The 25069-nt window shown below is 66.3% G+C and carries 22 protein-coding genes; 9 read left to right on the top strand and 13 right to left on the bottom strand.

Annotated elements, in window-relative coordinates; genetic code table 11:
• Positions 1-52 precede the first annotated feature (52 nt).
• Positions 53-1081, bottom strand: coding sequence for a glycine betaine ABC transporter substrate-binding protein (locus G342_RS0122570; protein ID WP_156831069.1), 1029 nt, complete (start codon positions 1079-1081; stop codon positions 53-55).
• 393 nt (positions 1082-1474) lie between these two features.
• On the opposite strand from G342_RS0122570, the gene G342_RS0122565 reads away from it, so the two are divergent.
• The 7 genes from G342_RS0122565 to lexA all read left to right on the top strand — a co-directional run bounded on the left by G342_RS0122565 (position 1475) and on the right by lexA (position 7389).
• Entirely contained in the window at positions 1475-2077 is a 603-nt protein-coding gene (locus G342_RS0122565; RefSeq protein ID WP_018185446.1) for a biliverdin-producing heme oxygenase, read from the top strand.
• Positions 2078-2322: 245 nt separating this feature from the next.
• Complete coding sequence (gene napE, locus G342_RS0122560; protein WP_018185445.1) at positions 2323-2502, top strand: periplasmic nitrate reductase, NapE protein; 180 nt, start codon at positions 2323-2325, stop codon at positions 2500-2502.
• Between the two features lie 10 nt (positions 2503-2512).
• Positions 2513-2860, top strand: coding sequence for a chaperone NapD (locus G342_RS25035; RefSeq protein WP_018185444.1), 348 nt, complete (start codon positions 2513-2515; stop codon positions 2858-2860).
• Entirely contained in the window at positions 2857-5358 is a 2502-nt protein-coding gene (napA, locus tag G342_RS0122550; RefSeq protein WP_018185443.1) for a periplasmic nitrate reductase subunit alpha, read from the top strand. The genes G342_RS25035 and napA overlap by 4 nt, the downstream gene beginning before the upstream one ends.
• The gene (locus G342_RS0122545) at positions 5325-5825 is read left to right on the top strand and encodes a nitrate reductase cytochrome c-type subunit (protein ID WP_018185442.1); all 501 of its coding nucleotides are present in this window, start codon (positions 5325-5327) and stop codon (positions 5823-5825) included. The genes napA and G342_RS0122545 overlap by 34 nt, the downstream gene beginning before the upstream one ends.
• Before the next feature lie 12 nt (positions 5826-5837).
• Positions 5838-6542, top strand: a complete 705-nt coding sequence (locus G342_RS0122540) for a cytochrome c3 family protein (RefSeq protein WP_018185441.1) — start codon at positions 5838-5840, stop codon at positions 6540-6542.
• 142 nt (positions 6543-6684) lie between these two features.
• Positions 6685-7389, top strand: coding sequence for a transcriptional repressor LexA (gene lexA, locus G342_RS0122535; RefSeq protein WP_026304716.1), 705 nt, complete (start codon positions 6685-6687; stop codon positions 7387-7389).
• Here lexA and G342_RS25030 read toward each other — a convergent pair.
• Positions 7383-10094, bottom strand: a complete 2712-nt coding sequence (locus G342_RS25030; protein WP_018185439.1) for a ComEC/Rec2 family competence protein — start codon at positions 10092-10094, stop codon at positions 7383-7385. The genes lexA and G342_RS25030 overlap by 7 nt on opposite strands.
• Positions 10095-10131: 37 nt before the next feature.
• Here G342_RS25030 and gltX point away from each other — a divergent pair, with 37 nt between their 5' ends.
• Both gltX and gltA read left to right on the top strand, forming a co-directional pair.
• The gene (gene gltX, locus G342_RS0122525) at positions 10132-11625 is read left to right on the top strand and encodes a glutamate--tRNA ligase (protein WP_425402253.1); all 1494 of its coding nucleotides are present in this window, start codon (positions 10132-10134) and stop codon (positions 11623-11625) included.
• Between the two features lie 213 nt (positions 11626-11838).
• The gene (gene gltA / locus G342_RS0122520; RefSeq protein WP_018185437.1) at positions 11839-13131 is read left to right on the top strand and encodes a citrate synthase; all 1293 of its coding nucleotides are present in this window, start codon (positions 11839-11841) and stop codon (positions 13129-13131) included.
• A gap of 280 nt (positions 13132-13411) precedes the next feature.
• Here gltA and lpxB read toward each other — a convergent pair whose 3' ends face one another.
• The 11 genes from lpxB to frr all read right to left on the bottom strand — a co-directional run bounded on the left by lpxB (position 13412) and on the right by frr (position 25045).
• Complete coding sequence (lpxB, locus tag G342_RS0122515) at positions 13412-14590, bottom strand: lipid-A-disaccharide synthase (RefSeq protein ID WP_018185436.1); 1179 nt, start codon at positions 14588-14590, stop codon at positions 13412-13414.
• Positions 14587-15459, bottom strand: a complete 873-nt coding sequence (locus G342_RS0122510; protein WP_018185435.1) for an LpxI family protein — start codon at positions 15457-15459, stop codon at positions 14587-14589. The genes lpxB and G342_RS0122510 overlap by 4 nt, the downstream gene beginning before the upstream one ends.
• Positions 15460-15469: 10 nt before the next feature.
• Positions 15470-16288 (bottom strand): acyl-ACP--UDP-N-acetylglucosamine O-acyltransferase, encoded by an 819-nt coding sequence (gene lpxA, locus G342_RS0122505; protein WP_018185434.1) that lies wholly within the window; start codon positions 16286-16288, stop codon positions 15470-15472.
• Positions 16289-16298: 10 nt separating this feature from the next.
• Complete coding sequence (gene fabZ, locus G342_RS0122500; RefSeq protein WP_018185433.1) at positions 16299-16766, bottom strand: 3-hydroxyacyl-ACP dehydratase FabZ; 468 nt, start codon at positions 16764-16766, stop codon at positions 16299-16301.
• Between the two features lie 4 nt (positions 16767-16770).
• Complete coding sequence (lpxD, locus tag G342_RS0122495) at positions 16771-17835, bottom strand: UDP-3-O-(3-hydroxymyristoyl)glucosamine N-acyltransferase (RefSeq protein ID WP_018185432.1); 1065 nt, start codon at positions 17833-17835, stop codon at positions 16771-16773.
• A 68-nt stretch (positions 17836-17903) separates the two neighbouring features.
• A complete protein-coding gene (gene bamA, locus G342_RS0122490; RefSeq protein ID WP_198010855.1) occupies positions 17904-20141 on the bottom strand; it encodes an outer membrane protein assembly factor BamA in 2238 nt (745 codons plus the stop codon).
• 292 nt (positions 20142-20433) lie between these two features.
• Positions 20434-21579: an RIP metalloprotease RseP gene (gene rseP, locus G342_RS0122485; RefSeq protein ID WP_018185430.1), complete on the bottom strand. Its 1146-nt coding sequence runs from the start codon at positions 21577-21579 to the stop codon at positions 20434-20436.
• A 35-nt stretch (positions 21580-21614) separates the two neighbouring features.
• On the bottom strand, positions 21615-22844 hold the full coding sequence (gene dxr, locus G342_RS0122480; protein WP_018185429.1) for a 1-deoxy-D-xylulose-5-phosphate reductoisomerase: 1230 nt from the start codon (positions 22842-22844) through the stop codon (positions 21615-21617).
• Entirely contained in the window at positions 22838-23701 is an 864-nt protein-coding gene (locus G342_RS0122475) for a phosphatidate cytidylyltransferase (RefSeq protein WP_018185428.1), read from the bottom strand. Before G342_RS0122475 ends, dxr begins: the two co-directional genes overlap by 7 nt.
• Positions 23698-24483 carry an isoprenyl transferase gene (locus G342_RS0122470; RefSeq protein ID WP_018185427.1) on the bottom strand — a complete coding sequence of 262 codons (786 nt, stop codon included), beginning with the start codon at positions 24481-24483 and terminating at the stop codon, positions 23698-23700. Before G342_RS0122470 ends, G342_RS0122475 begins: the two co-directional genes overlap by 4 nt.
• A 16-nt stretch (positions 24484-24499) precedes the next feature.
• Positions 24500-25045, bottom strand: coding sequence for a ribosome recycling factor (frr, locus tag G342_RS0122465; RefSeq protein ID WP_040879286.1), 546 nt, complete (start codon positions 25043-25045; stop codon positions 24500-24502).
• Positions 25046-25069: the final 24 nt, after the last annotated feature.

Here is a 25069-nt window from a genome sequence, read left to right as displayed (position 1 = left end):
AAACGGAAACGGCCGGGGTTCGCCCGGCCGTCCGATCGCCTGAAAAGCTATGTCAGTTGAGGCTGGCCTTGACCTTGGCGGCCACCTCGGCCGGAACCCAGCTGGTCCAGCGGTCTTCCTTGGTCTTCAGGAAGTTCGCCGCGGTCGCGGCCGCGTCGGCCTTGTTCTCGTCGCCATAGACGAGGATCTCGCTGATTTCGGCATTGGTCAGGCCGACCTTGGCGAGATAGCCGGCGACGTTGGGCGCGTCAGTCTTGATCCAGCTCGCAGTGCCAACGACGGCGGGCGACGACGGATAGGCCGTCACGCCGGGCTTGTCGTCACAGTCGCGGTTGGTGTTGCACTCGTAGACTTCGGGCTTGGTCGGGCCCAGATCGAGCTGCACGGCGTCATACTTGCCGAGCACGGCCGTCGGACCCCAATAGTAGAACAGGATGGGCTCTTCGCGGGTGAAGGCACGGGCGATCGAGGCGTCGAGCGCGCCGCCGGAGCCGGGCGAGAACAGGTTCCAGCCCTTGTCCTTCATGCCGAGCGCCTCGAACAATGCGCCGGTGGAAATCTCGCAGGCCCAGCCGGGCGGACAGGAGTAGAGCCGTCCCTTGCTGGAGTCCTCGGGATCCTTAAACAGCTCCGGACGGGCGATGACATCCTGGACGCTCTTGATGTCGGGATGCGCCGTCTGGACGTAGCGCGGGATGAACCATCCCTCGACCGTGCCGTCGGTGATGGCGTCAGCCAGTTCGACGACCTTGCCGTCGGCCTTGCCCTTGGCCCAGGGCTCCTGGATCGTGCTGGTCCAGAGTTCGGGCGCGACCGCCGGGCTGCCGCGCGTCAACATCGAGGACGATGTCGGAACGGTGTCGCCGGTGACGATCTCGACATTGCAGCCGAAACCCTTCTCCAGAATGATGGCGTGGATATGGGCCAAGGCGGCCGCGGATGGCCAGGTCATCTCGGCGATATCGATGGTGCGGTCGGTACCGCAGGCGGAATCAGCTTCCTGGGCAAGCGCGGGAAGGCTCGTCGCCGACAAAAGGGCAACAGCGATCGCGGCGGCCATGCCACCGGATTTCAACATCATTAGGTCTAACCTCACATGATTTCAGCAATCAAACCATAGGGATGCAGTCCTACCGTGTCAAATCACTGAAATCAGTGCCGAATATTTGCCAATATAATCCAAACTACTTGCGATTATGCCTTGCGATACCCCTAATATATACCAGATCAAGTTAATTTAAGATGGAATATGGACTGTCGCATGAGGGAAGATATACGATCACAAAGAAAAAATAAATTTTAGACACGGATCAGCCACAATCGGATACTTGAGGCGAGGCACCGGCCAAGCGTGCCGAAAGTCGTGCGCCGGTCGTCCCGGCTTTCGCGCCATCGTCGTGCGAACACCCTTGACTGGACGATCAAGCCCTATACCAAGGCGACGAAGTCAACTTTATGCGAGAGACACAAGGCCATGTCCGGCACCATCGATCTGGTCCCCCCGCCCGTCGCGAGTCGCGCCAAGACCCTGAAGGCCGAGACACGCGAGACGCATGAGCGGCTCGACGGGTCGATCATGGCCGGCAGGCCGTTCGAGAGCCAGGAACGCTACGCGCTGTTCCTCGCCGTCCAGCACGGCTTCCATCGCGACATCGAGGCGCTCTACGCCAATCCGGCGCTCGACGCCCTGCTGCCGGATCTCGCCGGCCGCCGCCGATTTGGCGACATCGAGCGGGATTTCGCCGATCTCGGCATCGTGGCGCCCGAGCGCACCGAGGCACCGGCCTTCGGCGAGACCGCCGATATTCCGACGGCGCTCGGCTGGCTCTATGTCGCCGAGGGTTCCAATCTCGGGGCCGCCTTCCTGATCAAGGCGGCGACGAAGATCGGCCTGTCGGAAGAATTCGGCGCCCGCCACCTCGCCGGCGCGCCGGAAGGCCGCGGCCTGCATTGGAAGACCTTCACCGAAGCGCTCGACGCGCTCGATCTCGACGAGGCCGAGGAAGCCCGGATGATCGCTGGCGCCAAGGCCGCCTTCGGACGCGTCCAGGGCCTGGTCGGTACCGTCTTCGGCTAAACGCAATCCGGACGGTGCACCCAGCGCCGTCCGCTCCTCCGCGAGGCCCATCCGTCGCCCACCCCTGCGTGGGAACACCGCCTCCTTCCCGCTGCCTTCCATCCAGCACCAGCGCCCATCGTCCCTTCCCGTCCGAACCAGCGGTTCCGACTGGACGCTGACGCAGCGTCCAGCTACGGTCTTTGGAACGGATACAGACAAGACTTCCGGCCGGGCCCATCGCCCAGCCAATACGGAGCCGTCTGATGTCGGATGTGGAGGCTCGTCGCCCCGTCAGTGCGCGCACGAAACGGGACGAAATCATCGCCTTTCTGATCCTGGCCGTCGTGATCTGGCCGGTCATCGCCGTGGGCGTCGTCGGCGGCTACGGATTTCTGATCTGGATGTCGCAATTGGTCTTCGGACCACCCGGCGCCCCGCCTTGAGGGCCCGGCAATGCGCACCCGCGATCACGACATCGACCGACGCGCCTTCTTGACCGGCAACGTGCTTTCCGAGGCCGACAAGGCGCGGCGACCGGCGGAGCGATTCTTCCATATTTCCAGCGCCGTCGTGACCGTCCGCCCCGAAAAGGCGGCAGAGGTGGCGCGCCGCCTCGCCGCGCTTCCGCAGACCGAGGTGCACGGCATCGAGGGTTCGAAGATCGTCATCGTCATGGAAGCCGACAGCACAGGCGAGATCGGCGGCCGGCTGACGACCATCGCGCTGATGGACGACGTGTTCTCGGCCAATCTCGTTTTCGAGCAGATCGAACCCCTCGACGACCACGGAGCTGACCCATGACGCTTTCCCGTCGCGAGATCCTGAAGGCGCAGGCGGCCGGCGTCGCGGCGCTCGTCGCCAACATCGCCCCGCCCGCCTCGGCGCAGCCGGTCTCCGGCGGGGTCGAGGCGCTGCAGATCACCTGGTCGAAGGCGCCCTGCCGCTTCTGCGGCACCGGCTGCGGCGTCATGGTCGGCGTCAAGAGCGGCAAGGTGGTGGCGACGCACGGCGACATGAAGGCCGACGTCAATCGCGGCCTGAACTGCGTCAAGGGCTACTTCCTGTCGAAGATCATGTATGGCGCCGACCGGCTGACGCAGCCGCTGCTGCGCAAGAAGGACGGCGTCTACGCCAAGGACGGCGAATTCACGCCCGTCTCCTGGGACGAGGCCCTCGACACCATGGCGGCGCAGGCGAAGCGCGTGCTCAAGGACAAGGGCCCGACCGCGCTCGGCATGTTCGGCTCCGGCCAGTGGACCATCTTCGAGGGCTATGCCGCCACCAAGCTGATGCGGGCCGGCTTCCGCTCCAACAATCTCGATCCCAATGCCCGCCACTGCATGGCGTCGGCCGCCTATGCCTTCATGCGCACCTTCGGCATGGACGAGCCGATGGGCTGCTACGACGATTTCGAGGCCACCGACGCCTTCGTGCTCTGGGGCTCGAACATGGCCGAGATGCACCCGATCCTGTGGACGCGGGTCGCCGACCGCCGGCTCGGCCATCCGCACGTCAAGGTGGCGGTGCTGTCGACCTTCACCAATCGCAGCGCCGACCTCGCCGACATCCCGATCGTCTTCAAGCCCGGCACCGATCTGGCGATCATGAACTACATCGCCAACCACATCATCACCACCGGCCGGGTGAACAAGGACTTCGTCGACAAGCACACCACCTTCCAGCTCGGCGCGACGGATATCGGCTACGGGCTCCGGCCCGACGACCCGCGCGAGGTGGCGACCCGCAAGGCCGAGGACCCGGCCGCGACGACGCCGATCGACTTCGAGGCCTATGCTGCCTTCGTTAGGGACTACACGCTCGACAAGGTCTCGGAACTGACCGGGGTCGAGCCGGGGTTCCTGGAACAGCTGGCGGAGCTCTACGCCGATCCCCAGCGCAAGGTCGTCTCGCTCTGGACCATGGGCTTCAACCAGCATGTGCGCGGCGTCTGGGCCAACCAGCTCGTCTACAACCTGCATCTTTTGACCGGCAAGATCTCGGAGCCCGGCAACAGCCCGTTCTCGCTGACCGGCCAGCCGTCGGCCTGCGGCACGGCGCGCGAGGTCGGCACCTTTGCCCATCGCCTGCCGGCCGACATGACGGTGGTCAATCCCGAGCACCGCAAGCATGCCGAGGAGATCTGGCGTGTGCCCGCCGGCATCATCCCCGAAAAGCCCGGCTACCACGCCGTCGAGCAGGACCGCATGCTCAAGGACGGCAAGCTCAATTTCTACTGGATCCAGGTCAACAACAACCTGCAGGCGGCGCCCAACAGCGCGAACGAGACCTATCCCGGCTATCGCAACCCGGAGAATTTCATCGTCGTCTCGGACGCCTATCCGACGGTGACAGCGCTCGCCGCCGACCTGATCCTGCCGGCCGCCATGTGGGTCGAGAAGGAAGGCGCCTACGGCAATGCCGAGCGGCGCACCCATGTCTGGCACCAGCTGGTCAAGGCGCCGGGCGAGGCCCGCTCCGACCTCTGGCAGCTGATGGAATTCTCGAAACGCTTCACCACCGACGAGGTCTGGCCGACCGAGATCCTCGACGCCAACCCGAACTATCGCGGGCTGACGCTTTTCGACGTCCTCTACAAGAACGGCCATGTCGACCGCTTCCCGCTGAGCGAGATCAACCCGGCCTATGACAACGCCGAATCCGTCGATTTCGGCTTCTACGTCCACAAGGGCCTGTTTGAGGAATATGCCAGCTTCGGCCGCGGCCACGGCCACGATCTCGGCCCCTACGACCTCTATCACGAGGTGCGCGGCCTGCGCTGGCCGGTCGTCGACGGCAAGGAGACGCTCTGGCGCTACCGCGAGGGGCTCGACCCCTATGTGAAGCCCGGCAAGGGCGTCGAATTCTACGGCAACAAGGACGGGAAGGCGCGGATCCTCGCCGTTCCCTACGAGCCGCCGGCGGAATCGCCCGACGCCGAGTTCGACGTCTGGCTGGTCACCGGCCGCGTGCTCGAACACTGGCATTCCGGCTCGATGACCATGCGGGTGCCCGAGCTCTACAAGGCGTTTCCGGGCGCGCGCTGCTTCATGAACCCCGAGGACGCCCGCAAGCGCGGCCTCAACCAGGGCGCCGAGATCCGCGTGATCTCGCGGCGCGGCGAAATCCGCACCCGGGTCGAGACGCGCGGCCGCAACCGCATGCCGCCCGGCGTCGTCTTCGTGCCCTGGTTCGACGCCAGCCAGCTCATCAACAAGGCCACTCTCGACGCGACGGATCCCATCTCCAAGCAGACGGATTTCAAGAAATGCGCGGTCAAGATCGTCTCCGTCTCGGCCTGACAGACCGGGGCACGGCTCTGGGCGCCGCGCTGGCGGGCCTGATCGTCTTCGCCTGCGGGGCTCTTTCGCAGGACGCGTCGCCGATCCAGATCGTGCCGCGCGTCACCGGCGAGGCGGCGCCGATGAGCGAGGTGCCCGTCCCGGCGCTGGCCCGGCCGGTCGTCGACGACGTCCGCCGCATGCGCAACTATCCCGAACAGCCGCCGATCATCCCGCACGCCATCGACGGCTATCAATTGACCGTCAACACCAATCGCTGCCTCGACTGTCACAAGCGCGAATTCACCGAAGGCTCGGGCGCGCCGATGATCAGCATCACCCATTTCCAGGATCGCGACGGCCAGGTGCTCTCCGACGTGACGCCGCGGCGCTACTTCTGCACCGCCTGTCATGTCCAGCAGACCGACGCCCGGCCCCTGGTGAAGAACCTGTTCCAGGACGCCAACGACATCGGACCGAAGCCGTAACGGGGCACGATCATGAGGGCTCTCTTCCGCCGCCTGTGGGCCCTCGTGGTCTGGTTCTGGCGGGTCATCAGCCGGCCGAGCGCCTTTCTCAGCCTCGGCTTCCTGACGCTCGGCGGCTTCATCTGCGGCGTCATCTTCTGGGGCGGCTTCAACACGGCGCTGGAAGTCACCAACACCGAGAAGTTCTGCGTCTCCTGCCACGAGATGCGCGACAACGTCTATCAGGAGCTGACCCAGACCATCCATTTCTCCAATCGTTCCGGCGTGCGCGCCAGCTGCCCGGATTGCCATGTGCCGCATAACTGGACCCACAAGATCGCCCGCAAGATGCAGGCTTCGAAGGAGGTCTGGGGTAAGCTCTTCGGCACCATCTCGACCCGGCAGAAGTTCCTCGAGCACCGGCTCGAGCTCGCCAAGCACGAATGGGCGCGGCTGAAGGCCAATGACTCCCTCGAATGCCGCAACTGCCACTCCTCCGTCGCGATGGACTTCACCAAGCAGACGCGCCGCGCCGCCGACATCCACAGCCGCTTTCTGGTCAGCGGCGAGCGCACCTGCATCGACTGCCACAAGGGAATCGCGCATCAGTTGCCGGACATGACCGGGATCGATCCGGGCTGGAAAGTGCCGCCGGAATTCAACCCCGACGGCAATGTCTCCTGGCACGCTCCCGAACACGCGCTGCAGAACTTCGTCGCCAGCATCAACAATCCGTAGGTCGACGCCTGCCAAACCCGGTCGCCGCGAGAGAATTCCGGCCCAACTTGCGGAACGCATGGGGAACAGCTAATCTGTTCGCGTTTTGTACCTTGACGATTCTGTCGTCCCCCTTTGGCAATGCCCGCAGCGCGAGATCACCATGCTCACTCGGAAGCAGTATGAACTCCTCATGTTCATCCACGAGCGGCTGAAGGAAGCAGGCGTTCCTCCCTCGTTCGATGAAATGAAGGATGCGCTCGACCTGCGCTCCAAGTCGGGCATCCACCGCCTGATCAAGGCGCTGGAAGAGCGCGGGTTCATTCGCCGTCTGCCCAACCGGGCGCGCGCCCTTGAAGTCGTCCGCCTGCCCGAGACGATGACGCCGACCCTGGCGCGGCCGAAGAAGCAGGCCTTCTCGCCGAGCGTGATCGAGGGCAGCCTCGGCAAGGTCCGCCCTGCCGAGGAGATGCCGGATCTCGCCGCCTCCATCGTTATTCCGGTCATGGGGCGGATCGCCGCCGGCGTGCCGATCTCGGCCATCCAGACCCAGAGCCATACCATCGCCGTGCCGCCGGAAATGCTGCGCGCGGGCGAGCATTTCGCGCTCGAAGTGCGCGGCGATTCGATGATCGAGGCCGGTATCCTCGACGGCGACACCGTGCTGATCCGCAAGAGCGACAATGCCGACTCCGGCGATATCGTCGTCGCGCTGGTCGACGAGGAAGAGGCGACGCTGAAGCGGCTGCGCCGCAAGGGCGCGTCGATCGCGCTCGAAGCCGCCAATCCCGCCTATGAGACGCGCATCTTCGGGCCGGACCGCGTCCGGATCCAGGGCAAGCTGGTCGGGCTTCTGCGCACCTACTGACCGTCGGGGACGGGTTCGTAGCGCGGCATCCACGGCCGGCGCAGCGGCGCATAGGCCGTCGTTACCTCGAAGCGCACCTCGAGCCGGCGCCGTGCCTCGTCGGCCGGGGGCGGCCCGGCCGGCTCGGCGACCGGAATCACGTCCTCGTCGGCATCATCGCGTTCGATTTCGGCATAGCGCGCCGGCAGGCCGGCCTCCGGCTCGGCGGACGCGGCGTCGAGTGGCGCGAAAGCGGTGTCGAAGGGCGCCGAGGCCGGTCCATCCGGCTCACTCGGAGCTGCGATAGGCTGGTCGGGTTCGAGCGCCGCCTCTCGGGCCGCTCCCTCGTCGGAATTGCGCTCCCCGGCCTCGGGCGCGTCGAGCCCCGCCATGCCGTCGGCTTGCCCCTCCCTGCCCGCTTCCCCAGGGGGGGCGTTGAACAGCAGCGTATTCCCCGTCCCCGCCCCGGTTCCGGTTTCGGCTTCCATGCCATCCGGATCCTCGCCGCTTCCTGACGGGCTGATCCCGGATGGTTCTTGACCCGTCCCGGATGAGATGAGCGCCGGATCGGCCGGTTCCCGTGGGCGCGACACCAGGGCGATCGAGCCCGAACGTTCCAGGGCGCGCCGGTCGATGACCGTCGTGTGCACGCCGCAGCCGGCGGGCGCGACCAGCGGCGTCACCACCAGCGCCGCGCGCCGGCAATCCTCCTCGAAGGCGGCGCGGTCGAACGCCAGCGCCACCAGCGCGCCGCCGGGCAGGCGGCCGACGCAGCCGGCGGCGTCACAGCCACCGGCCTGGACGACGCCGCCGGCGGCGCGGTCGCGCGGATCGCCGTCCGAGCGCAGCCAGATGTCGGTGACGAAGCGATCCGGCTTGCGGGCGAGCATGACATAGCGGCCGTCCTCGCCGCGCAAAGCGAGCTGGCGGCCGTCGGCGCTGACCAGCAGGCCGGGCCGCGCCGGGAAAAGCGCCAGCGCGACGCCGAGCGCCATGGGCATGAGGCCGAGCAGCCGCCAGCGTTCGCGCCAGAGCGCCAGCCAGACGAAGCCGGCGACGAAGACGAGGAGCGCGCCGGCGCCCGGCATCGCCATGCCGCCCGATTGGCCGGACCACCGGCTGACCGTGGCGGCGATGACGAGCATGACGTCGATGCCCCAATGCACAACGGCGAGCGGCAGCGCCTCCAGGCCGAACGGCATCGCCAGCACCGAGAGCAGCGCAAAGGGCATGATCAGGAAGTCGGTCAGTGGCATCGCCGCGACATTGGCGAGGATCGACAGCGGCGCCATCCGCTGGAAGTGGTAGAGCGCGAACGGCGTCGTCCCGATCCCGCCAAGCAGCGAGGTGACGACCATGCCGCCGCCGAACAGCAGCAGCCGCCGCGAGGCGACCGCGCCCCGCCCGCGCGGCAACGGTCCGTTGGTCGACGCCAGGCGTCGGCGATCGGCCAGGATCTCGAAACCGGCGACCAGCGCCACGGTCGCGGCGAACGACATCTGGAAGCTGGCCGACAGGATGCTTTCCGGAGTCACCACCAGCACGACCAGACCAGCGAGCGCGACATTGCGCATCGAGATCGCCCGCCGGTCAGCCAGGATGGCGAGGAAGGCGATCGACGTCATGACGAAGGAGCGCTGCGCCGCGACGTCGAGGCCGGAGATCAGCAGATAGAAGCCGCTGAGAAGCAGCGCCGCGACGGCGGCCCATTTGCGGATCGGCCGGCGCAGCGCCAGCGACGGCACCAGCGCCAGTCCGGCCCGCACGCCCCAGAAGATGACGCCGGAGACGAGCGCCATGTGCAGGCCGGAGACGGACAGAACATGGGCGAGGCCCGAAAGGCGCATCTCGTCTTCGGTCTGCTCCGACAGGCCACCGGCATCGCCGATGATCAGGGCCGAGGCGATGTAGCGGCTCTCGCCGGAGAGCGAGGCGACGATGCGGGCGCGGATCGCCTCGCGGATCGCCTCGATCGGCTGGCGCAGGCGGATGGTGAGCGGCGGCGGCCCGAGCTCCGCCGGCTTCGCCGCGCCATAGGCGAAGCCGGTGGCGCCGACGCCGCGATAATAGGCGTCGCGGGCGAAGTCGTAGCCGCCCGGCAGCACCGGCCCCGAGGCCGGGCGAAGCCGCGCCAGGACCTGGACGCCGTCGCCTACCTTGGGAACGTCCCTGCCGCGCACCGTCACGGTGACGCGCTGCGGGATCGCCGTGAGCCGCCTGGCGTCGAGGGTCGCGACACGGATGGTGAGCCGATAGCCGCCGCGCCGCGCCTTGCGCTCCTCGACCCAGCCGGTCAGCGTGCCCGTCACCTGCCGTTCGAGGCCGATGGTAGCGAGCGTGTCGGTCCGCAGCTTGATCGCCACCGCCCCTGTCGCCGCCATGGCGAGAAGGATGACGAGACGGACGGAGAGGGTTCGATGGCGCCGCGCCCAGGCCAGCCACCAGAGCCCGAGCGCCAGCGCCGCCAGCGCCATTATCGAGGGCTCGGACGGCAGCGCGAAATAGAGCAGCGAGCCGACGCCAAAGGCGACGGGAAGCCAGAGAAATCCGCGCCCGGCTTCGATCTCGCGCTCGAGCCAGGCGCCGGCGCCGAGGCGGAGATGGTCGAGCCCGAAGCCGGCCCTTGCCCAGGACGGCGGCGCGGGGAATTGAAGCCGGCGGCGCGTGCGGACCGGCGCCGGCGGGTCGCTGGCGCCCTCAATTTCGTGTGGATCGCTTTCGGCCATGGCCCCCGCCTTTCGCCCGAGCGCTCCGCCATGCTACATGACCCACCGCAGTTCGCCGAGTGGCGAGAATCCATGCCCCTTGCGGCTTCCCGCACGTCTGGAACCCCTCATGTCCAAACCAGTTGTCACCCGCTTCGCCCCCTCTCCCACCGGCTTCCTCCATATCGGCGGCGGGCGCACTGCCCTGTTCAACTGGCTCTATGCGAAGCATACGGGCGGCAAGATGCTGCTCAGGATCGAGGACACCGATCGCGAGCGCTCGACCGACGCCGCGATCGACGCGATCCTCGACGGGCTGAAGTGGCTCGGCCTCGACTGGGAGGGCGAGACGGTGTTCCAGTTCGCCCGCGCGCCGCGCCATCGCGAAGTCGTCGAGGAGCTGCTGGCATCCGGCAAGGCCTATCGCTGCTACTGCACACCGGCCGAGCTCGACGCGATGCGCGAGAAGGCGCGCGCCGAGGGCCGTGCGCCGCGCTATGACGGCACCTGGCGCGACCGCGATCCGTCCGAGGCGCCGGCCGGCGTCAAGCCCGCCATCCGCATCAAGACCCCGCTCGACGGCGAGACGACGATCGAGGACCAGGTTCAGGGCCGCGTCGTCATTCCGAACAAGGATCTCGACGATCTCGTCCTGCTGCGCTCCGACGGCAACCCGACCTACATGCTCTCCGTCGTCGTCGACGATCACGACATGGGCGTCACCCACGTCATCCGTGGCGACGATCACCTGACCAATGCCGCGCGCCAGATGGTCATCTATCAGGCGATGGGCTGGGAAGTGCCGGTCATGGCGCATATCCCGCTGATCCACGGCTCGGACGGCGCCAAGCTGTCGAAGCGCCATGGCGCGCTCGGCGTCGATGCCTATCGCGCCATGGGCTACCTGCCCGAGGCGATGCGCAATTATCTCGTCCGCCTCGGCTGGGCGCATGGCGACGACGAGATCATGTCGCTCGAGCAGATGATCGAGTGGTTCGACATCACCGATGTCGGCCGTTCCGCCTCCCGCTTCGATTTCGCGAAGCTCGAGAATCTGAACGGCCACTACATGCGGGCGATCGACGACGCGGCGCTGCTCAAGACCTTCATCGACACGCTGCCCTATCTGCCGGGCGGCGAGGCGATGGCAGCACAGCTGACGCCGGAAAAGACCGAGCAGCTGCGCATCGCGCTGCCCGGCCTGAAGGACCGCGCCAAGACGCTGGTCGAGCTCAAGGACGGCGCCGCCTTCCTCATGGTGCAGCGCCCACTCGCGCTCGACGACAAGGCGACGGCGATCCTCGACGACGCCGCCCGCGCCCTGCTCAAGGACGTGCACGCGGTGCTCGAGAACGTCGGGGAATGGACGGTCGAATCGACCGAAGAGGCCGTGAAGGCGTTCGCCGAAACCCGCGGTTTGAAGCTCGGCAAGATCGCGCAACCTCTGCGCGCAGCGCTGACCGGACGCGCTACCTCGCCGGGCATTTTCGACGTCCTGATCGTGCTCGGCCGCGACGAAAGCCTCGGCCGGATTGGCGACCAGGCCCGCTAAAACCTAGGACCGCGGCGGTTTTCGAGCCTGCCGCCGCGGCACTTTCATTGATAGCAAGACCTTATAATAGCCTTGTCGCGGGCCGCTTGCCGCGATGCAATAAATCGGATACCCAGAGGACCGTTAATTTCTCTGGCAGCGCGCCCCTCGTCACTCCGGCGACCGACGCGCCAGCACCGCCCGATCACACAATTCTGCAAGGGGGTAGGTTTCATGAGCGAAACCAAGGCGACACTTACGATCGGTGACGAGACCTGGGACTTCGGCATCAAGGAAGGCACCCTCGGCCCTGACGTCATCGACATCGGCTCGCTCTACGCCAAGACCGGTCGCTTCACCTATGACCCCGGTTACACGTCCACCGGCGCCTGCGACAGCAAGATCACCTTCATCGACGGCGACAAGGGCGTCCTGCTCTATCGCGGCTATCCTATCGAACAGCTGGCCGAGAACGGCGACTTCCTCGAGACCTGCTATCTCCTGCTCTACGGCGAGCTTCCGACCGCCGCCCAGAAGGCCGATTTCGATCAGCGCGTGACCTACCACACGATGGTGCACGAGCAGATGTCGCGCTTCTTCACCGGTTTCCGCCGCGACGCGCATCCGATGTCCGTCATGGTTGGCGTGGTCGGCGCGCTGTCCGCCTTCTACCACGACTCGACCGACATCTCCGATCCGCATCAGCGCATGGTGGCGTCGCTCCGCCTGATTGCCAAGATGCCGACGATCGCGGCCATGGCCTACAAATACCATGTCGGCCAGCCCTTCGTTTATCCGCTGAACTCGCTCGACTACGCGTCGAACTTCCTGCGCATGTGCTTCGCCGTGCCGGCGGAAGAGTACAAGGTGAACCCGATCCTCGCCCGCGCGATGGACCGCATCTTCATCCTGCACGCCGACCACGAGCAGAACGCCTCGACCTCGACGGTCCGGCTCGCGGGCTCGTCGGGCGCCAATCCCTTCGCCTGCATCGCGGCCGGCATCGCCTGCCTCTGGGGCCCGGCGCATGGCGGCGCCAACGAAGCGGCGCTCAACATGCTGCAGGAGATCGGCTCCGTCGATCGCATCCCGGAATACATCGCCCGCGCCAAGGACAAGAACGACCCGTTCCGCCTGATGGGCTTTGGCCACCGCGTCTACAAGAACTACGACCCGCGCGCCAAAATCATGCAGAAGACCTGCCATGAGGTGCTCGGCGAGCTCGGCATCACCGATGATCCGATCCTTGAAGTGGCGCTCGAGCTGGAGCGCATCGCGCTGCATGACGAGTATTTCGTCGAGAAGAAGCTCTACCCGAACATCGACTTCTATTCCGGCATCACGCTGAAGGCGCTCGGTTTCCCGACGACCATGTTCACCGTGCTGTTCGCGCTCGCCCGCACCGTCGGCTGGATCGCGCAGTGGAAGGAAATGGTCGAGGATCCGAGCCAGCGCATCGGCCGCCCGCGCCAGCTGTACACCGGCGCCCCGGCCCGCGACTACGTTCCGGTCTCGAAGCGCCACTGAGCCTTCGACCGCTGACATGCAAAAGGGCGCCTCTGGCGCCCTTTTTTGTTGCTGTGGCCTGACCCGCTGCAGCATTCGGCGACGCCGCACTCCCCTGTCATCCCCGCGAAGGCGGGGATCCATGCAGCCGCGAAGTAAGCCGTTTTCACGCGGGAACAACCCGGCTGAATGGATCCCGGGTCAAGCCCGGGGCGACGGCAGTGCGTGGGTGGGTTGGCGACTTCGTCTCGATGACGCTCGGCCCAACGGACGTTCGGCTGAGACAGACGGGCGGGAGGGCTCAGCCCCGAGCCTGCGCCAGTACCGCCAGCACCGTCGCCGCCGCCCGGTCGGAGGGTGGCACGCCGCCAGTGCTCATCAGCGCGTCAAGACGCGCGAAGCCATCGAGCTGCGCCTGGCGCGCCGTGCCGTCGGCAATCAGGGGCGCCAGTGCGTCGGCGAGCTTTTCCGGCGTGCAGTCCTGCTGGATCAACTCCGGCACATAGGGACCGTCGAGCACGACGTTGGGCAGGGTCGCGAAACGCCCGACGATGACATATTTGGCAATCCGCGCCTCCCAGTCGGAAACGCGGTAGCCGGCGACCAGCGGCACGCCGGCCAGCGCCAGTTCGAGCGTCACCGTGCCCGACGCCGCCAGCGCGGCGCGGGCCTGACGAAAGGCCGTCAGCTTCGCCGCCTCGCCCGTGACGATCTCGGGCCGCACCGGCCAGTCGCGCGTCGCTTCGCGGACCGCTTCCTCGAGACGCGGCAGCGTCGGCAGGACGAGATCGAAATCGATGCCGCGCGCCTTGAGCAGGCCCAGCGCCGCGCCGAACGGGCCGGACAGGCGACGAAGCTCCATGCGGCGGCTGCCGGGCAGCACCAGCAGCTTCGACGGCATGCCGTTGCGCACGGCGAGGTCGGCGCCGCTCGGCTGCAGATCGGGAACCTCGCTCAAGAGAGGATGACCGACATAGGTTGTCGCCGGGCCGCCGAGCTTGCGCATGACGGCGGGCTCGAAGGGCAGCAGCGCCAGCACATGATCGATGATGCCGTACATCTTCCGCGCCCTGCCCGGCCGCCAGGCCCAGACCGTCGGCGCGACATATTTCACGATCGGCAGATGCGGCAGGCGCTTGCGGACGCGGCCGGCGACGCGGCGGTTGAAGTCCTGCGCGTCGACCAGAACCAGGATGTCGGGCGGATTGGCGACGATCGCCTCGACCGTCTCCTTCATCCGCTTCACGAAGGTCGGCAGCTTGGCGAGCACGGCGCCGAAGCCCATCGCGGTCAGATCATCCATCGGATAGAGGCTGGTCAGCCCCTCCCCGACCATCCGGTGGCCGCCAACGCCCCGGAACGACAGCGAGCCACTCCACTGGCCGTCGAGCGACCGCATCAGACCGGCGCCGAGAATGTCGCCCGATTCCTCTCCCGCGATGAGGAAAACGTCGAGCGGCCGCGCGGCGGGAACGGTCATGAATCAAGTCCGATGATGAACAGGCCCGTCTCGTCGGCGATGCGGATGATGTCCTCGATATTGGCTGCGATGACGCCGCCGGCCTCGACCGCGACACCGGCAAGCCCGGCCTCGGCGGCGAGCTCGATCGTCCGGGGGCCGATCGACGGCAGATCGAGCCGGCGGTCCTGGCCGGGCTTCGGCGCCTTGACGAGCATGCCGGCCTTCTGGCGCAGCTTGATGCGGCCATTGGCACGCAGATCCCGGCAGCGCTCCAGCATCAGATCCGTGCCCTCGGCCGCCTCGACCGCCAGCACACGGCGGCCGCCGACGACGACGCCCTGGCCGATGTCGAACTGGCCGAGCGCACGGACGACGTCAAGGCCGAAATTCGCCGCCTCGAGATCCTCGGCGCTCGGCCGATGGGCGCCGAGCACGCCGGTTGGCACCAGGATGTCGGGTGCGATTTCATGTGCGCCGACCAGTTCGAAGCCATGCTCTTCGAAGATCCGCCCGACGGCCGTCAAAAGGTGATCGTCGCCGCCCCGGAACATGCCGAGCACGCGCGGGATCAGCTTCAGCGAGCCCCAGTCGACCCGAAGCTTGGCAATGCTCGGACGCAGCACGGTGCCGACGAAGACGACCTGGCGGCAGCCATTACGGCGGAGCACGGAGGAGAGTTTGCCGAAGGATCCAATATGGATCCATTCGTGCGGATAGTGCTCGACAGCGGCCGCCTCCGCGAAACCGTGGATCGGCAGCAGGAACACCTTGCGGCCCGCCTTGAGCGCCGCCTCGGCGACGACGACAGGAAATGCCCCGCCGCCGCAGATGATGCCGAGCGTGCCTTGTTCGGGCGCGCTCGGGGATGGGACGGCCGCTTCCGTCACGGCCGGCCTCTCACGCGTCCGCGTCGTGATGTTCGGTCGCCACGCTGCGCGGCGTCGTCAACCGGCGCTTGCCACGCCGGTGGATGAAATCCACCACATGCATGACGTTTGCGTCGTCGGCATAGCGCTCCGCGACCGTCTCGATGCGCTCGGCCAGTTGGCCGGGGCCGAAGAACAGGTCGCGATAGGCCGCGCGCAGGCGCTGGATCTGCGGCCGGTCGAAGCCACGACGCTTCAGGCCGATGATGTTGAGACCGCCGAGACCTTCCGCGCCCTCGCGGACGGCGCCGAACGGAATGACATCGTGCCAGATCGGGCAGAGGCCGCCGATGATCGCCTGGTCGCCAACGCGCACGAACTGGTGCAGCGCGCAGAGGCCGCCGAGAAAGACGTTGTTGCCGATTTCGACATGGCCGCCCAGCGTCGCGCAATTCGCCATGATGACGTCATTGCCGAGCGAGCAATCATGCGCGATGTGCACGCCGGTCATCAGGAAGCAGCGATCGCCGACCTTGGTCTCGCGCCGTTCGCCGACCGAGCCGATGCTGATCGTGACATTCTCGCGGATGACGCAGTTCTTGCCGATCGTCACCAGTCCCGGCTCGCCCTTGTAGTGGACGGATTGCGGGTTGCCGCCAAGCGAGGCGAACGGGTGGATCGTCGTGCCCTCGCCGACAGTGGTCCGGCCGGCGATCGAGACGTGGTTGTGGACCACCACGCCGTCGCCGAGAACCGCGTCGCTGCCGATCAGCGAGAAGGCGCCGACGCGGACGTCGGCGCCGATGCGGGCGCCGTCCTCGATGACGGCTGTGGGATGGATGTTGCTCATGAAGCTCCGTTCACTGATCGATCAGCATGGCGCTGATCTCAGCCTCTGCGACCTTGGCCCCCGCGACGATGCCCTCGCACTGGAACTTCCAGACGACGCCACGCGAACGCGTCTTGCGGACGTGATATTCGAGCACGTCGCCGGGAACGACCGGCTTGCGGAACTTCGCCCCGTCGATCGTCATCAGATAGACGACGCGCGGCGGACCGTCCGTGCCGGCGTTGCGAATGCAGATCGCACCAGCCGTCTGCGCCATGCCCTCGAGGATCAGAACACCCGGCATGACGGGATGCCCAGGGAAATGACCCTGAAAATGCGGCTCATTGAAGGAGACGTTCTTGATGCCCCTGGCGCTCTCGTCGCGGTCGATGTCGACGATGCGATCGACCATCAGGAACGGATAGCGATGCGGCAGCAATTCCAGAATCTTCTGGATGTCGGCCGATCCGAGTTCTTTTGTTTCGTCGGTCACGGTCATGGGCTCAATCCCCCTGCGTATCCTTGTGTCCGGTCCTGGCCTCGCGCTGGGCGAGGCGGCGCAAAGCCACCTCCTCGCGGAACCATTCCTTGATGTTTCGCGCCGGCGCGCCGCCATAGCGCCCGCCTGCCGCGAGATCGTCCTTGACGCTCGACGTCGCCGCGACCTGCGCGCCCGCGCCGATCGTCACATGGCCGTTGACGCCGACCTGGCCGCCGAGGACGACGAAATCGCCCAGCGTCACGCTGCCGGCAAGCGCCACCATCGAAACGATGACGCAATGCCGGCCGATGACGACGTTGTGTCCGACCTGGACCTGGTTATCGATCTTGGTGCCCTCGCCGATCACCGTGTCGCGATTGGCGCCGCGGTCGACCGTCGTGTTGGCGCCGATCTCGACATCGTCCTGGATGACGACGCGGCCGATCTGCGGCACCTTGGAATGGCCCTTGCCACTCATCAGATAGCCGAAGCCATCCTGGCCGATCCGTACGCCCGGATGCAGGATAACCCTGTTTCCGATCAAGGCGTTGGTGACAGTTGTTCCACCAGAAATAGAGCAATCGCGGCCGATCCGGACGCTGGCGCCAATGACGGCGCCCGGTCCGATGATGGTGCCGCTGCCGATTTCGGCACCGGCGCCGACGACAGCGCCGGGCTCGACGGTGACGCCGGCCTCGAGCCGAGCCGTCTCATGCACATGCGCGCCGGGCGAAATACCCGCGCCATAGACGAGAGCCGGCCGCAGCGCGCCCGGATAGAGCTTCACCTGGACGGCGACATAGGCCTCATAGGGCTTGGCCGCCTCCAGCGCTGCGACGCCAGCCGGGACGGAGGCGACCTGCTTCGGCGAACAGAAGCAGGCGGCCGCCTCGGTATCGGCGAGCAGCGGCAGATAGCGCGGATTGTCGATGAAGGTCAGGTCGGAGGCGCGCGCCTGATCCAGCGGCGCCACGCCGCGGATGATCCGGGAGCCTTCGATGCCGTTGGCGATCCGTGCCCCGGTCAGGGCAACGATGTCGTCGAGCGTGATCGGCCCTGACGGCGCGAAGAAGACGGGATCAGCCATGCCGTTGGGTCCACAAATAGAAAGGCCGCCGGCTCACCCGGCGGCCTTGCAACTCTCTATAGAGGCTATCAGAACTGCGTGCCAGCGCTGAAGCGGAAGACCTGCGTCTTGTCCCAGTCCGCCTTGGACAGGGCTTCGGCGAAGTCTGCGCGCAGCAGGCCGAACGGCGAGTTCCAGATGATCGACGCGCCGACCGACGAACGAACGGTCGAGCTGTCCTGGACATCGAGGCCCGCGAGATCGTCATGGCCCCAGAGCGAGCCGGCATCGGCGAACACGGCGCCACGCAGACCGAACTCTTCCGGGAACAGCGGCAGCGGGAACTGGGCTTCCGCCGTGACGTTCCAGTAGTTCTTGCCGCCGATGGCGTAGTCGCTGGCGTTACCCTGCACGCGACCGCCATAACCGAGCGATTCGAAGCCGCGGATCGTCTCGCCGCCACGGTAGAAGTTGTCGAGGACCGACACGTCCTTGCCGCCGAAGCCGGTGATGTTGCCAGCACCGCCCTTCAGGAAGCCGACGATGTTCGAATCAGGCCACAGTTCCTTGTAGTAGCGCGCATCGATCGAGCTGCGGACGAACTGGCCGTCGCCACCGACACCGGCAAAGTCCTGCGCGAAGCGGACGAAGACGCCGTCACGCGGATCGTTGATGTTGTCGATCGTCGAATAGGTCAGCTGGTAACCGACCGACGAGTTGACCCACGTCCCGAGCGGATAGAGGGTCTGCAGAATATCATTCGGCGGCGTGTAGTCGGCCGAGTACTGGCTGCCATACGACTTCACGTCGCGCTGGACCAGCTTGTAGTTGAACTGGACGTTGAAATCGTCCGTGATGGGCAGGCCCAGGCGGATGGTGCCGCCATAGGTGTCCATGTTGTAGGCGCGGAAGTCAGTTTCCTTCGACTGGTTGTAGAACACGTCGAAGCCGAGCGACATGCGGCGGCCGAGGAAGTACGGCTCGGTGAACGAGAGGTTCGCCGTGCGATCGTCGACGCCGCCACCGACCGCGATCTTCAGGTACTGGCCGCGGCCGAGGAAGTTCTTCTCGGTCATCGACACCTGGGCGATGAAGCCGCCGCCCTGGTCGGTCGTGTAGCCGCCGCCGATCTGGAACGAACCGGTCGACTGGTCTTCAACCTGGACGTCGATGACGACCTTGTCGGGCGCGCTGCCCGGCTGGGTGGTCACGGAAACCGTCTTGAAGTAGCCGAGATTCTTGAGGCGACGCTCTGCCTTGTCGACGATCACGCGGTTGAACGCATCGCCTTCCGACAGGTCGAACTCGCGACGGATGACATAGTCACGCGTACGGGTGTTGCCGCTGACGTTGATGCGCTCGACATAGAGGCGCGGGCCTTCGTCGATCAGATAGGTGACGTCGATCGTGCGGTTTTCGTAGTTGCGATCGCCGCGCGGACGAACCTGGGCGAAGGAATAGCCCTTGCGCGCCACGGCCGTGCTGAGATCCTCGGTCGTCCGCTCGATCAGGTTCGAGTTGAACACGCGACCCTCACGGGTGCGGACCAGGCCGCGCAGATTGGCGGCATCGACCTCGGGGATCGACGAATCGACGTTGACGGTGCCGAAGCGGTAGCGCGGACCCTCGTCGACCGTGACGACCAGGTCATAGCGGTTGGTCGCCTCGTTGAAATTGGCCTCGGCCGAGACGATGCGGAAATCGGCGAAGCCGTTGCGCATGTAGAGACGGCGGATCAGTTCCTGGTCGGCCTCGAAGCGCGACTCGTCGAACATGTCGCGCTTGGACAGCCAGCTCGTGATGTTCGTGCGCTTCGTCGTCATCACATCGCGAAGACGGCCGCTCGAGAAGTGCTTGTTGCCGACGAAATTGATGCTCGAGATGCCGGTACGCGTGCCTTCGTCGATCTTGAAGGTGACGTCGATGCGGCCATTGTCGCGCGGCGTCGTCACGACGGAGACGCCAGCCTCGGAACGGCCGTTACGGCGGTAGGCTTCCTTGATCCGCTCGACGTCGCCGTCCAGCTTCTCCTGGGTCAGCACGCCGCGAGACTTGGTCTCGATGATCGGCTGCAGCATGTCCTTCTTGAGCTTCTTGTTGCCCTCGAAGCGGACGGTGCCGACGACGTTGTTTTCCTTGACGCTGACGATCAGCGAGTTGCCCTGACGCGAGATCTTCACATCGGAGAACAGGCCGGTGCCGTAGAGCGCCTTGACGGATTCGTTGATCTCGGCGGGACCGAAATTGCGGCCCGGCTCGATCGACAGATAGTTGCGCACGGTCTCGGGATCGACGCGCGTATTACCCTGCACGACGATGTTACGCACGACGTCAGCTTGGGCGGACGTTGCCCCAATGACGGACATTTGCGCGGCAAGCACCGGGACGGCCACAGTGATGGCCGCGGCACGTGCGGCTCCCCGCGTGAAAGTCTTGAAGGAATTCATTGGGTTCAAACGCCCTGTTCTATTCTGACTTTCCAGTCCGAACCCCATGACGGGATTCGTATACCGGACTGATCGACTGCAGCTTTGTGGCATGCGCCCAACCCGTTCGCAAGCCGAGCCCTAGTGTGACACGAAGGAATTTAACGGTCCGTTGCCGAGCGGCCACGCTCGGTCAAAGGGAACTCAAGTGAATGATATCGTTCCAAGTTGTGAAGAGCATCAGCATCAGCACGGCGGCCAGGCCGATGCGGAAGCCGATGTCCTGAGCGCGCGCGCTGAGCGGCTTCCCGCGGATGATCTCGAACAGGTAGAACATCAGATGCCCGCCATCGAGCATCGGGACTGGGAACAAATTGAGCAGACCGATGCTGACCGACAGGATTGCAGCCAGATTGATGAGCGCAACCACGCCGAGCGTCGCCACCTGACCGGAAACCTGGGCCACCCGAATCGGCCCGCCGAGCTCCTCGGTCGACTCGCGGCCGGTGAAGATGCCGCCGATATAGTCGAAGGTGCGGTCGACGATGAACCAGGTCTCCTGCGCGCCGAGCACGACCGCCTGCGGCAGCGAGAAACGCTCCAGCTTGACGTCGGCGGCAGACGCGCTGCGCGACAGGCCGAGCTGACCAATCTTGTGGACATTGCCGAAACGGTCGGTGATCTCGCGGCGCTGCGGCGTCGCCTGCAGCGTGACCTCGCCGCCGTCGCGCTCGACGACGATGGTCAGCGATTCGTCGGCGCTGGCGCTGACGATCCGCTGCAGGTCGTTGAACGAGGCGATCGGTGCGCCGTCGATCGAGAGGACGAGGTCGCCGACCTTGAAGCCGGCCGTCTCGGCGGCGCCGCCGGTGACGACCTGGTCGACGCGCGCGCTCGTCACTTCACGGCCGTAGAGGGTGAAGATGCCGGCAAAGATGACGATGGCGAGGATGAAGTTGGCGATCGGGCCGGCGGCGACGATCGCCGCGCGCTGCCAGACATTCTTGGCGAAGAAGGTGTCCTTGCGGTCCTCCTCCGACATGCCGGCGATCGTGTCGCGGCTCGGCGTGCTGGCCGCGTCCTCGTCGCCGAGGAACTTCACATACCCGCCGAGCGGAATGGCGGAGATCTTCCAGCGCGTGCCGCGACGATCGTTGAAGCCGATCAGCTCAGGCCCGAAGCCGATCGAGAACGCCTTGACGCGCACGCCGCACCAGCGGGCGACCAGGAAGTGCCCGAGCTCGTGGAAGAACACGACGATCGTCAAGACGAACAGGAACGGGATCAGATAGCCGAGCGTGCTCGATCCGAATTGTCCCAGAGGGGCCAGAAAGTCCATTCCTCAATACCTTTCCGCTTCCGCGCGCGGCGCCATCAGCTGGCGCGTCGCCCCCGGAATTCAATCTGCTCGCCGGCGAGCCGCCGGCCTTCGGCGTCGAGCGCCAGGACGGTTTCGACCGTCGCGAATTCCGTGCCGCCGACCGTGGCCGTCGCCCGTTCGAGCACCTTCTCGACCGTCGCCGCGATCTCCAGATACTCGATCGCGCCTTCGAGAAACGCCCCGACGGCGACCTCGTTGGCCGCGTTCAGTATATTGGTGGCCCAGTCGCCCCTTACGAGGGCATCCCGGGCGAGCGACAGCGCTGGAAAGCGCTCCAAATCCGGCTTTTCGAAGGTTAGCGTACCAATCGCGGCCAGATCGAGACGCGGCGTTGCCGTCGCGACACGGTGGGGCCAGTTCAGGCAGTGCGAGATCGGGATCCGCATGTCGGCGGCGCCGAGCTGGGCCACCGTAGAGCCATCGGCATAGGTGACGAAGCCGTGCACCACGGATTGCGGATGCACCAGCACGTCCAGCCGATCCGAACCGATGTCGAACAGATGGTGCGCCTCGATCAGCTCGAGGCCCTTGTTCATCATCGTCGCCGAATCGATCGAGATCTTCGGACCCATCGACCATCGCGGGTGCTTGAGCGCCTGGGCGGGCGTCACCCGGCGCATCTCGTCCAGCGAGAAGGTGCGGAACGGCCCACCGGAGGCAGTGACCGTGATCCGCTCAACGGCGCCGACATTGGCCGCTTCCAGCGACTGGAAGATGGCATTGTGCTCGGAATCGACCGGCAGGATGCGGACATTGGCCGCGGCGGCGCGCCGATTGAACAGGGCGCCGGCACAGACCAGGCATTCCTTGTTGGCGAGCGCGATATCGGCGCCGGCATCGATCGCCGCCAGCGTCGGCTCCAGCCCGGCGGCGCCGACGATCGCCGCGACGACGAGATCGACCGGGCGCGAGGCGGCCTCGACGATGGCCGCCGGCCCCGCCGCGACGGCGATCCCGGTGCCCGAAAGCCTCGTGCGCAGCGCCTCGAACAGGCTGGCGTCGCCGATGACCGCAAGGCGGGCGTCGAGCCGGATCGCCATCTCGGCCAGCCCGTCGACGCGGCTTTGCGCCGTGACGACTTCAACGGCGAAGGCCTGGCGATGCTGGAGAATGACGTCGGCGGTGCTGCGGCCGATCGAGCCGGTGGCGCCGAAGATCGAGACCGTGCGAAAGGGCTTGTCAAAGCGAATCCCCCCGGCCGTGATGGCGGGGCTCCTCACCATGACAGCATCCCCTGCCCGACCTGATGCTCGCCGAGATGGAGCCAGCCGATCAGCGCAGCGCCGGCGGCCGCGAAGATCAACCCGTCGACACGATCCATCATGCCGCCATGTCCTGGAATGATCCGGCTCGAATCCTTCCTGTCGAAATGACGCTTGATGGCGGATTCGAAAAGGTCGCCCGCCTGCGAAGCAATCGACAGCAGCGCCAGGCAGAGGATCAGCATCGGCCCGATGCGCATGCCGAAGGCGTAGGCGACGATCGCCGCCAGGGTGACGCCACCGACCAGCCCGCCGATTGAACCGGACCATGTCTTCTTCGGCGAGACGCGCGGCCAGAGCTTGGCGCCGCCGATGGTCCGGCCGGCGAAATAGGCGCAACTATCCGTCGCCCAGACCAGGACGAGCAGCACGGTGACCGAAGCGAGCCCGTAGGCCGGATCGGCGCGAAGCGCCGAAAGCGAGACGCCGAGAAGACCGGCATAGGCGACGCCGCCGGCCAGCCAGGCCGAGCGCGACAACAGCGCCACGCCGATCATGCCGGCGACCAGCACGGCCAGGCCGACACCGAGCCCCTGCATGCCGGCGGTGATCGAGGCCAGCGCGACGAAGGCCGTGCCGATCGACACATCCGGCGTCGACGGCAGCAGGCGCGGCGAGCGGCCGACGATATTCGCCCATTCGGAGAAGACGATCGCGGCGACGAGCGCGACGAGAAGGAAGGCGGGCAATCCGCCCCACCATGTCGCGACCAGGGCTATCGGGATGAGCACGGCCGCCGACAGCAGCCTGAGGCGGAGTTCGCTCCGCCCCGATTGGCCGCCCTGCGCGGGCGAACCCGCGGGATGATGGGATTTCAACCGCTCCTCCGGGCGGCAATTCCGCCAAAGCGCCGCACGCGACGCGAATATTCCTCGATCGCCTGCAGATAGGCCGCGCGATCGAAATCAGGCCAGAAGGCGGGGATGAAGACGAGTTCCGCATAGGCCGCCTGCCAAAGCAGGAAATTGGACAGCCGCATCTCGCCGCTGGTGCGGATGACGAGATCCGGATCGGGCATGCCGGCCGTATCGAGATAGGACTGGACGGTATTCTCGTCGATCGCGTCCGGCGACAGGCGCCCGGCCGCGACTTCCTCGGCGATCCGCCTCGTCGCCCGGGCAATCTCGTCGCGCGCGCCATAGTTGAAGGCGATGACGAGACGCAGGCCGGTATTGTCGCGCGTCAGCGCCTCGGCCTGGTCGAGCAGCGAGCGGATGTCGGCGGCGAGCTTGACGCGGTCGCCAATGACGGTGACGCGCACGCCGTTCCGGTGCAACTCGGCCAGATCGCGCTGGATGAACAGGCGGAGCAGGCCGAACAGGAACTGCACCTCGAGCGGCGGCCGCGACCAGTTTTCGGACGAGAAGCTGAACAGCGTCAGGTAGGAGACGCCGAGTTCGCGCGAGGTCTCGACGGCGGTGCGGACGGACTCCATGCCGCGCCGGTGTCCCTCGGTGCGCGACAGGCCACGTCCCTGGGCCCAGCGCCCGTTGCCATCCATGATGATGGCAACGTGACGCGGCACGTTCAGGGGCGCCGCGGCGACGCCTGTGGGTTTCGCCAGGAGCTCGGCACCCGAATCGTCGGCATTCGAGTTCATGGCTATCCCCGCCCGATCAGATCTGCGTGATCTCCGCTTCCTTCGCCGCGAGGATCGCGTCGATCTCGGCGATGGTGTCGTCGGTGAGTTTCTGGACCTTCTCGGAGAGCTTGCGGCTCTCGTCCTCGCTCATGCCGTCCTTCTCGCTCTTCTTCAGCCCGTCAATGCCGTCACGACGGACATGGCGGACCGAGACGCGGGCGGCTTCGGCATACTTATGCGCGACCTTGACGAATTCCTGGCGGCGCTCGGCGTTGAGCTCCGGGATCGGAATGCGGAACACCTGGCCCTCGACGACCGGATTCAGGCCGAGGCTCGACTCGCGGATCGCCTTCTCGACGGCGCCGGCCGTGGCGCGGTCCCAGACCTGCACCATGATCAGGCGCGGCTCGGGAACGCTGATCGTCGCCAGCTGCGTGATCGGCATATGCGAGCCATAGGCGTTGACGACGATCGGGTCGAGCATGCTGGAGGACGCGCGCCCGGTGCGAAGCCCGGCAAGCTCGGTCCTCAGGACGGAGACGGCACCGTCCATGCGGCGCTTGAGATCGTCGAAGTTCATGGCATCCTCATATATTGGCGCGCC

Source organism: Kaistia granuli DSM 23481 (genome assembly GCF_000380505.1).
GTDB classification, from domain to species: domain Bacteria; phylum Pseudomonadota; class Alphaproteobacteria; order Rhizobiales; family Kaistiaceae; genus Kaistia; species Kaistia granuli.
The sequence above is the reverse complement of the archived record's forward strand: the minus strand, read 5'-3'. Positions and strand labels throughout refer to the sequence as shown.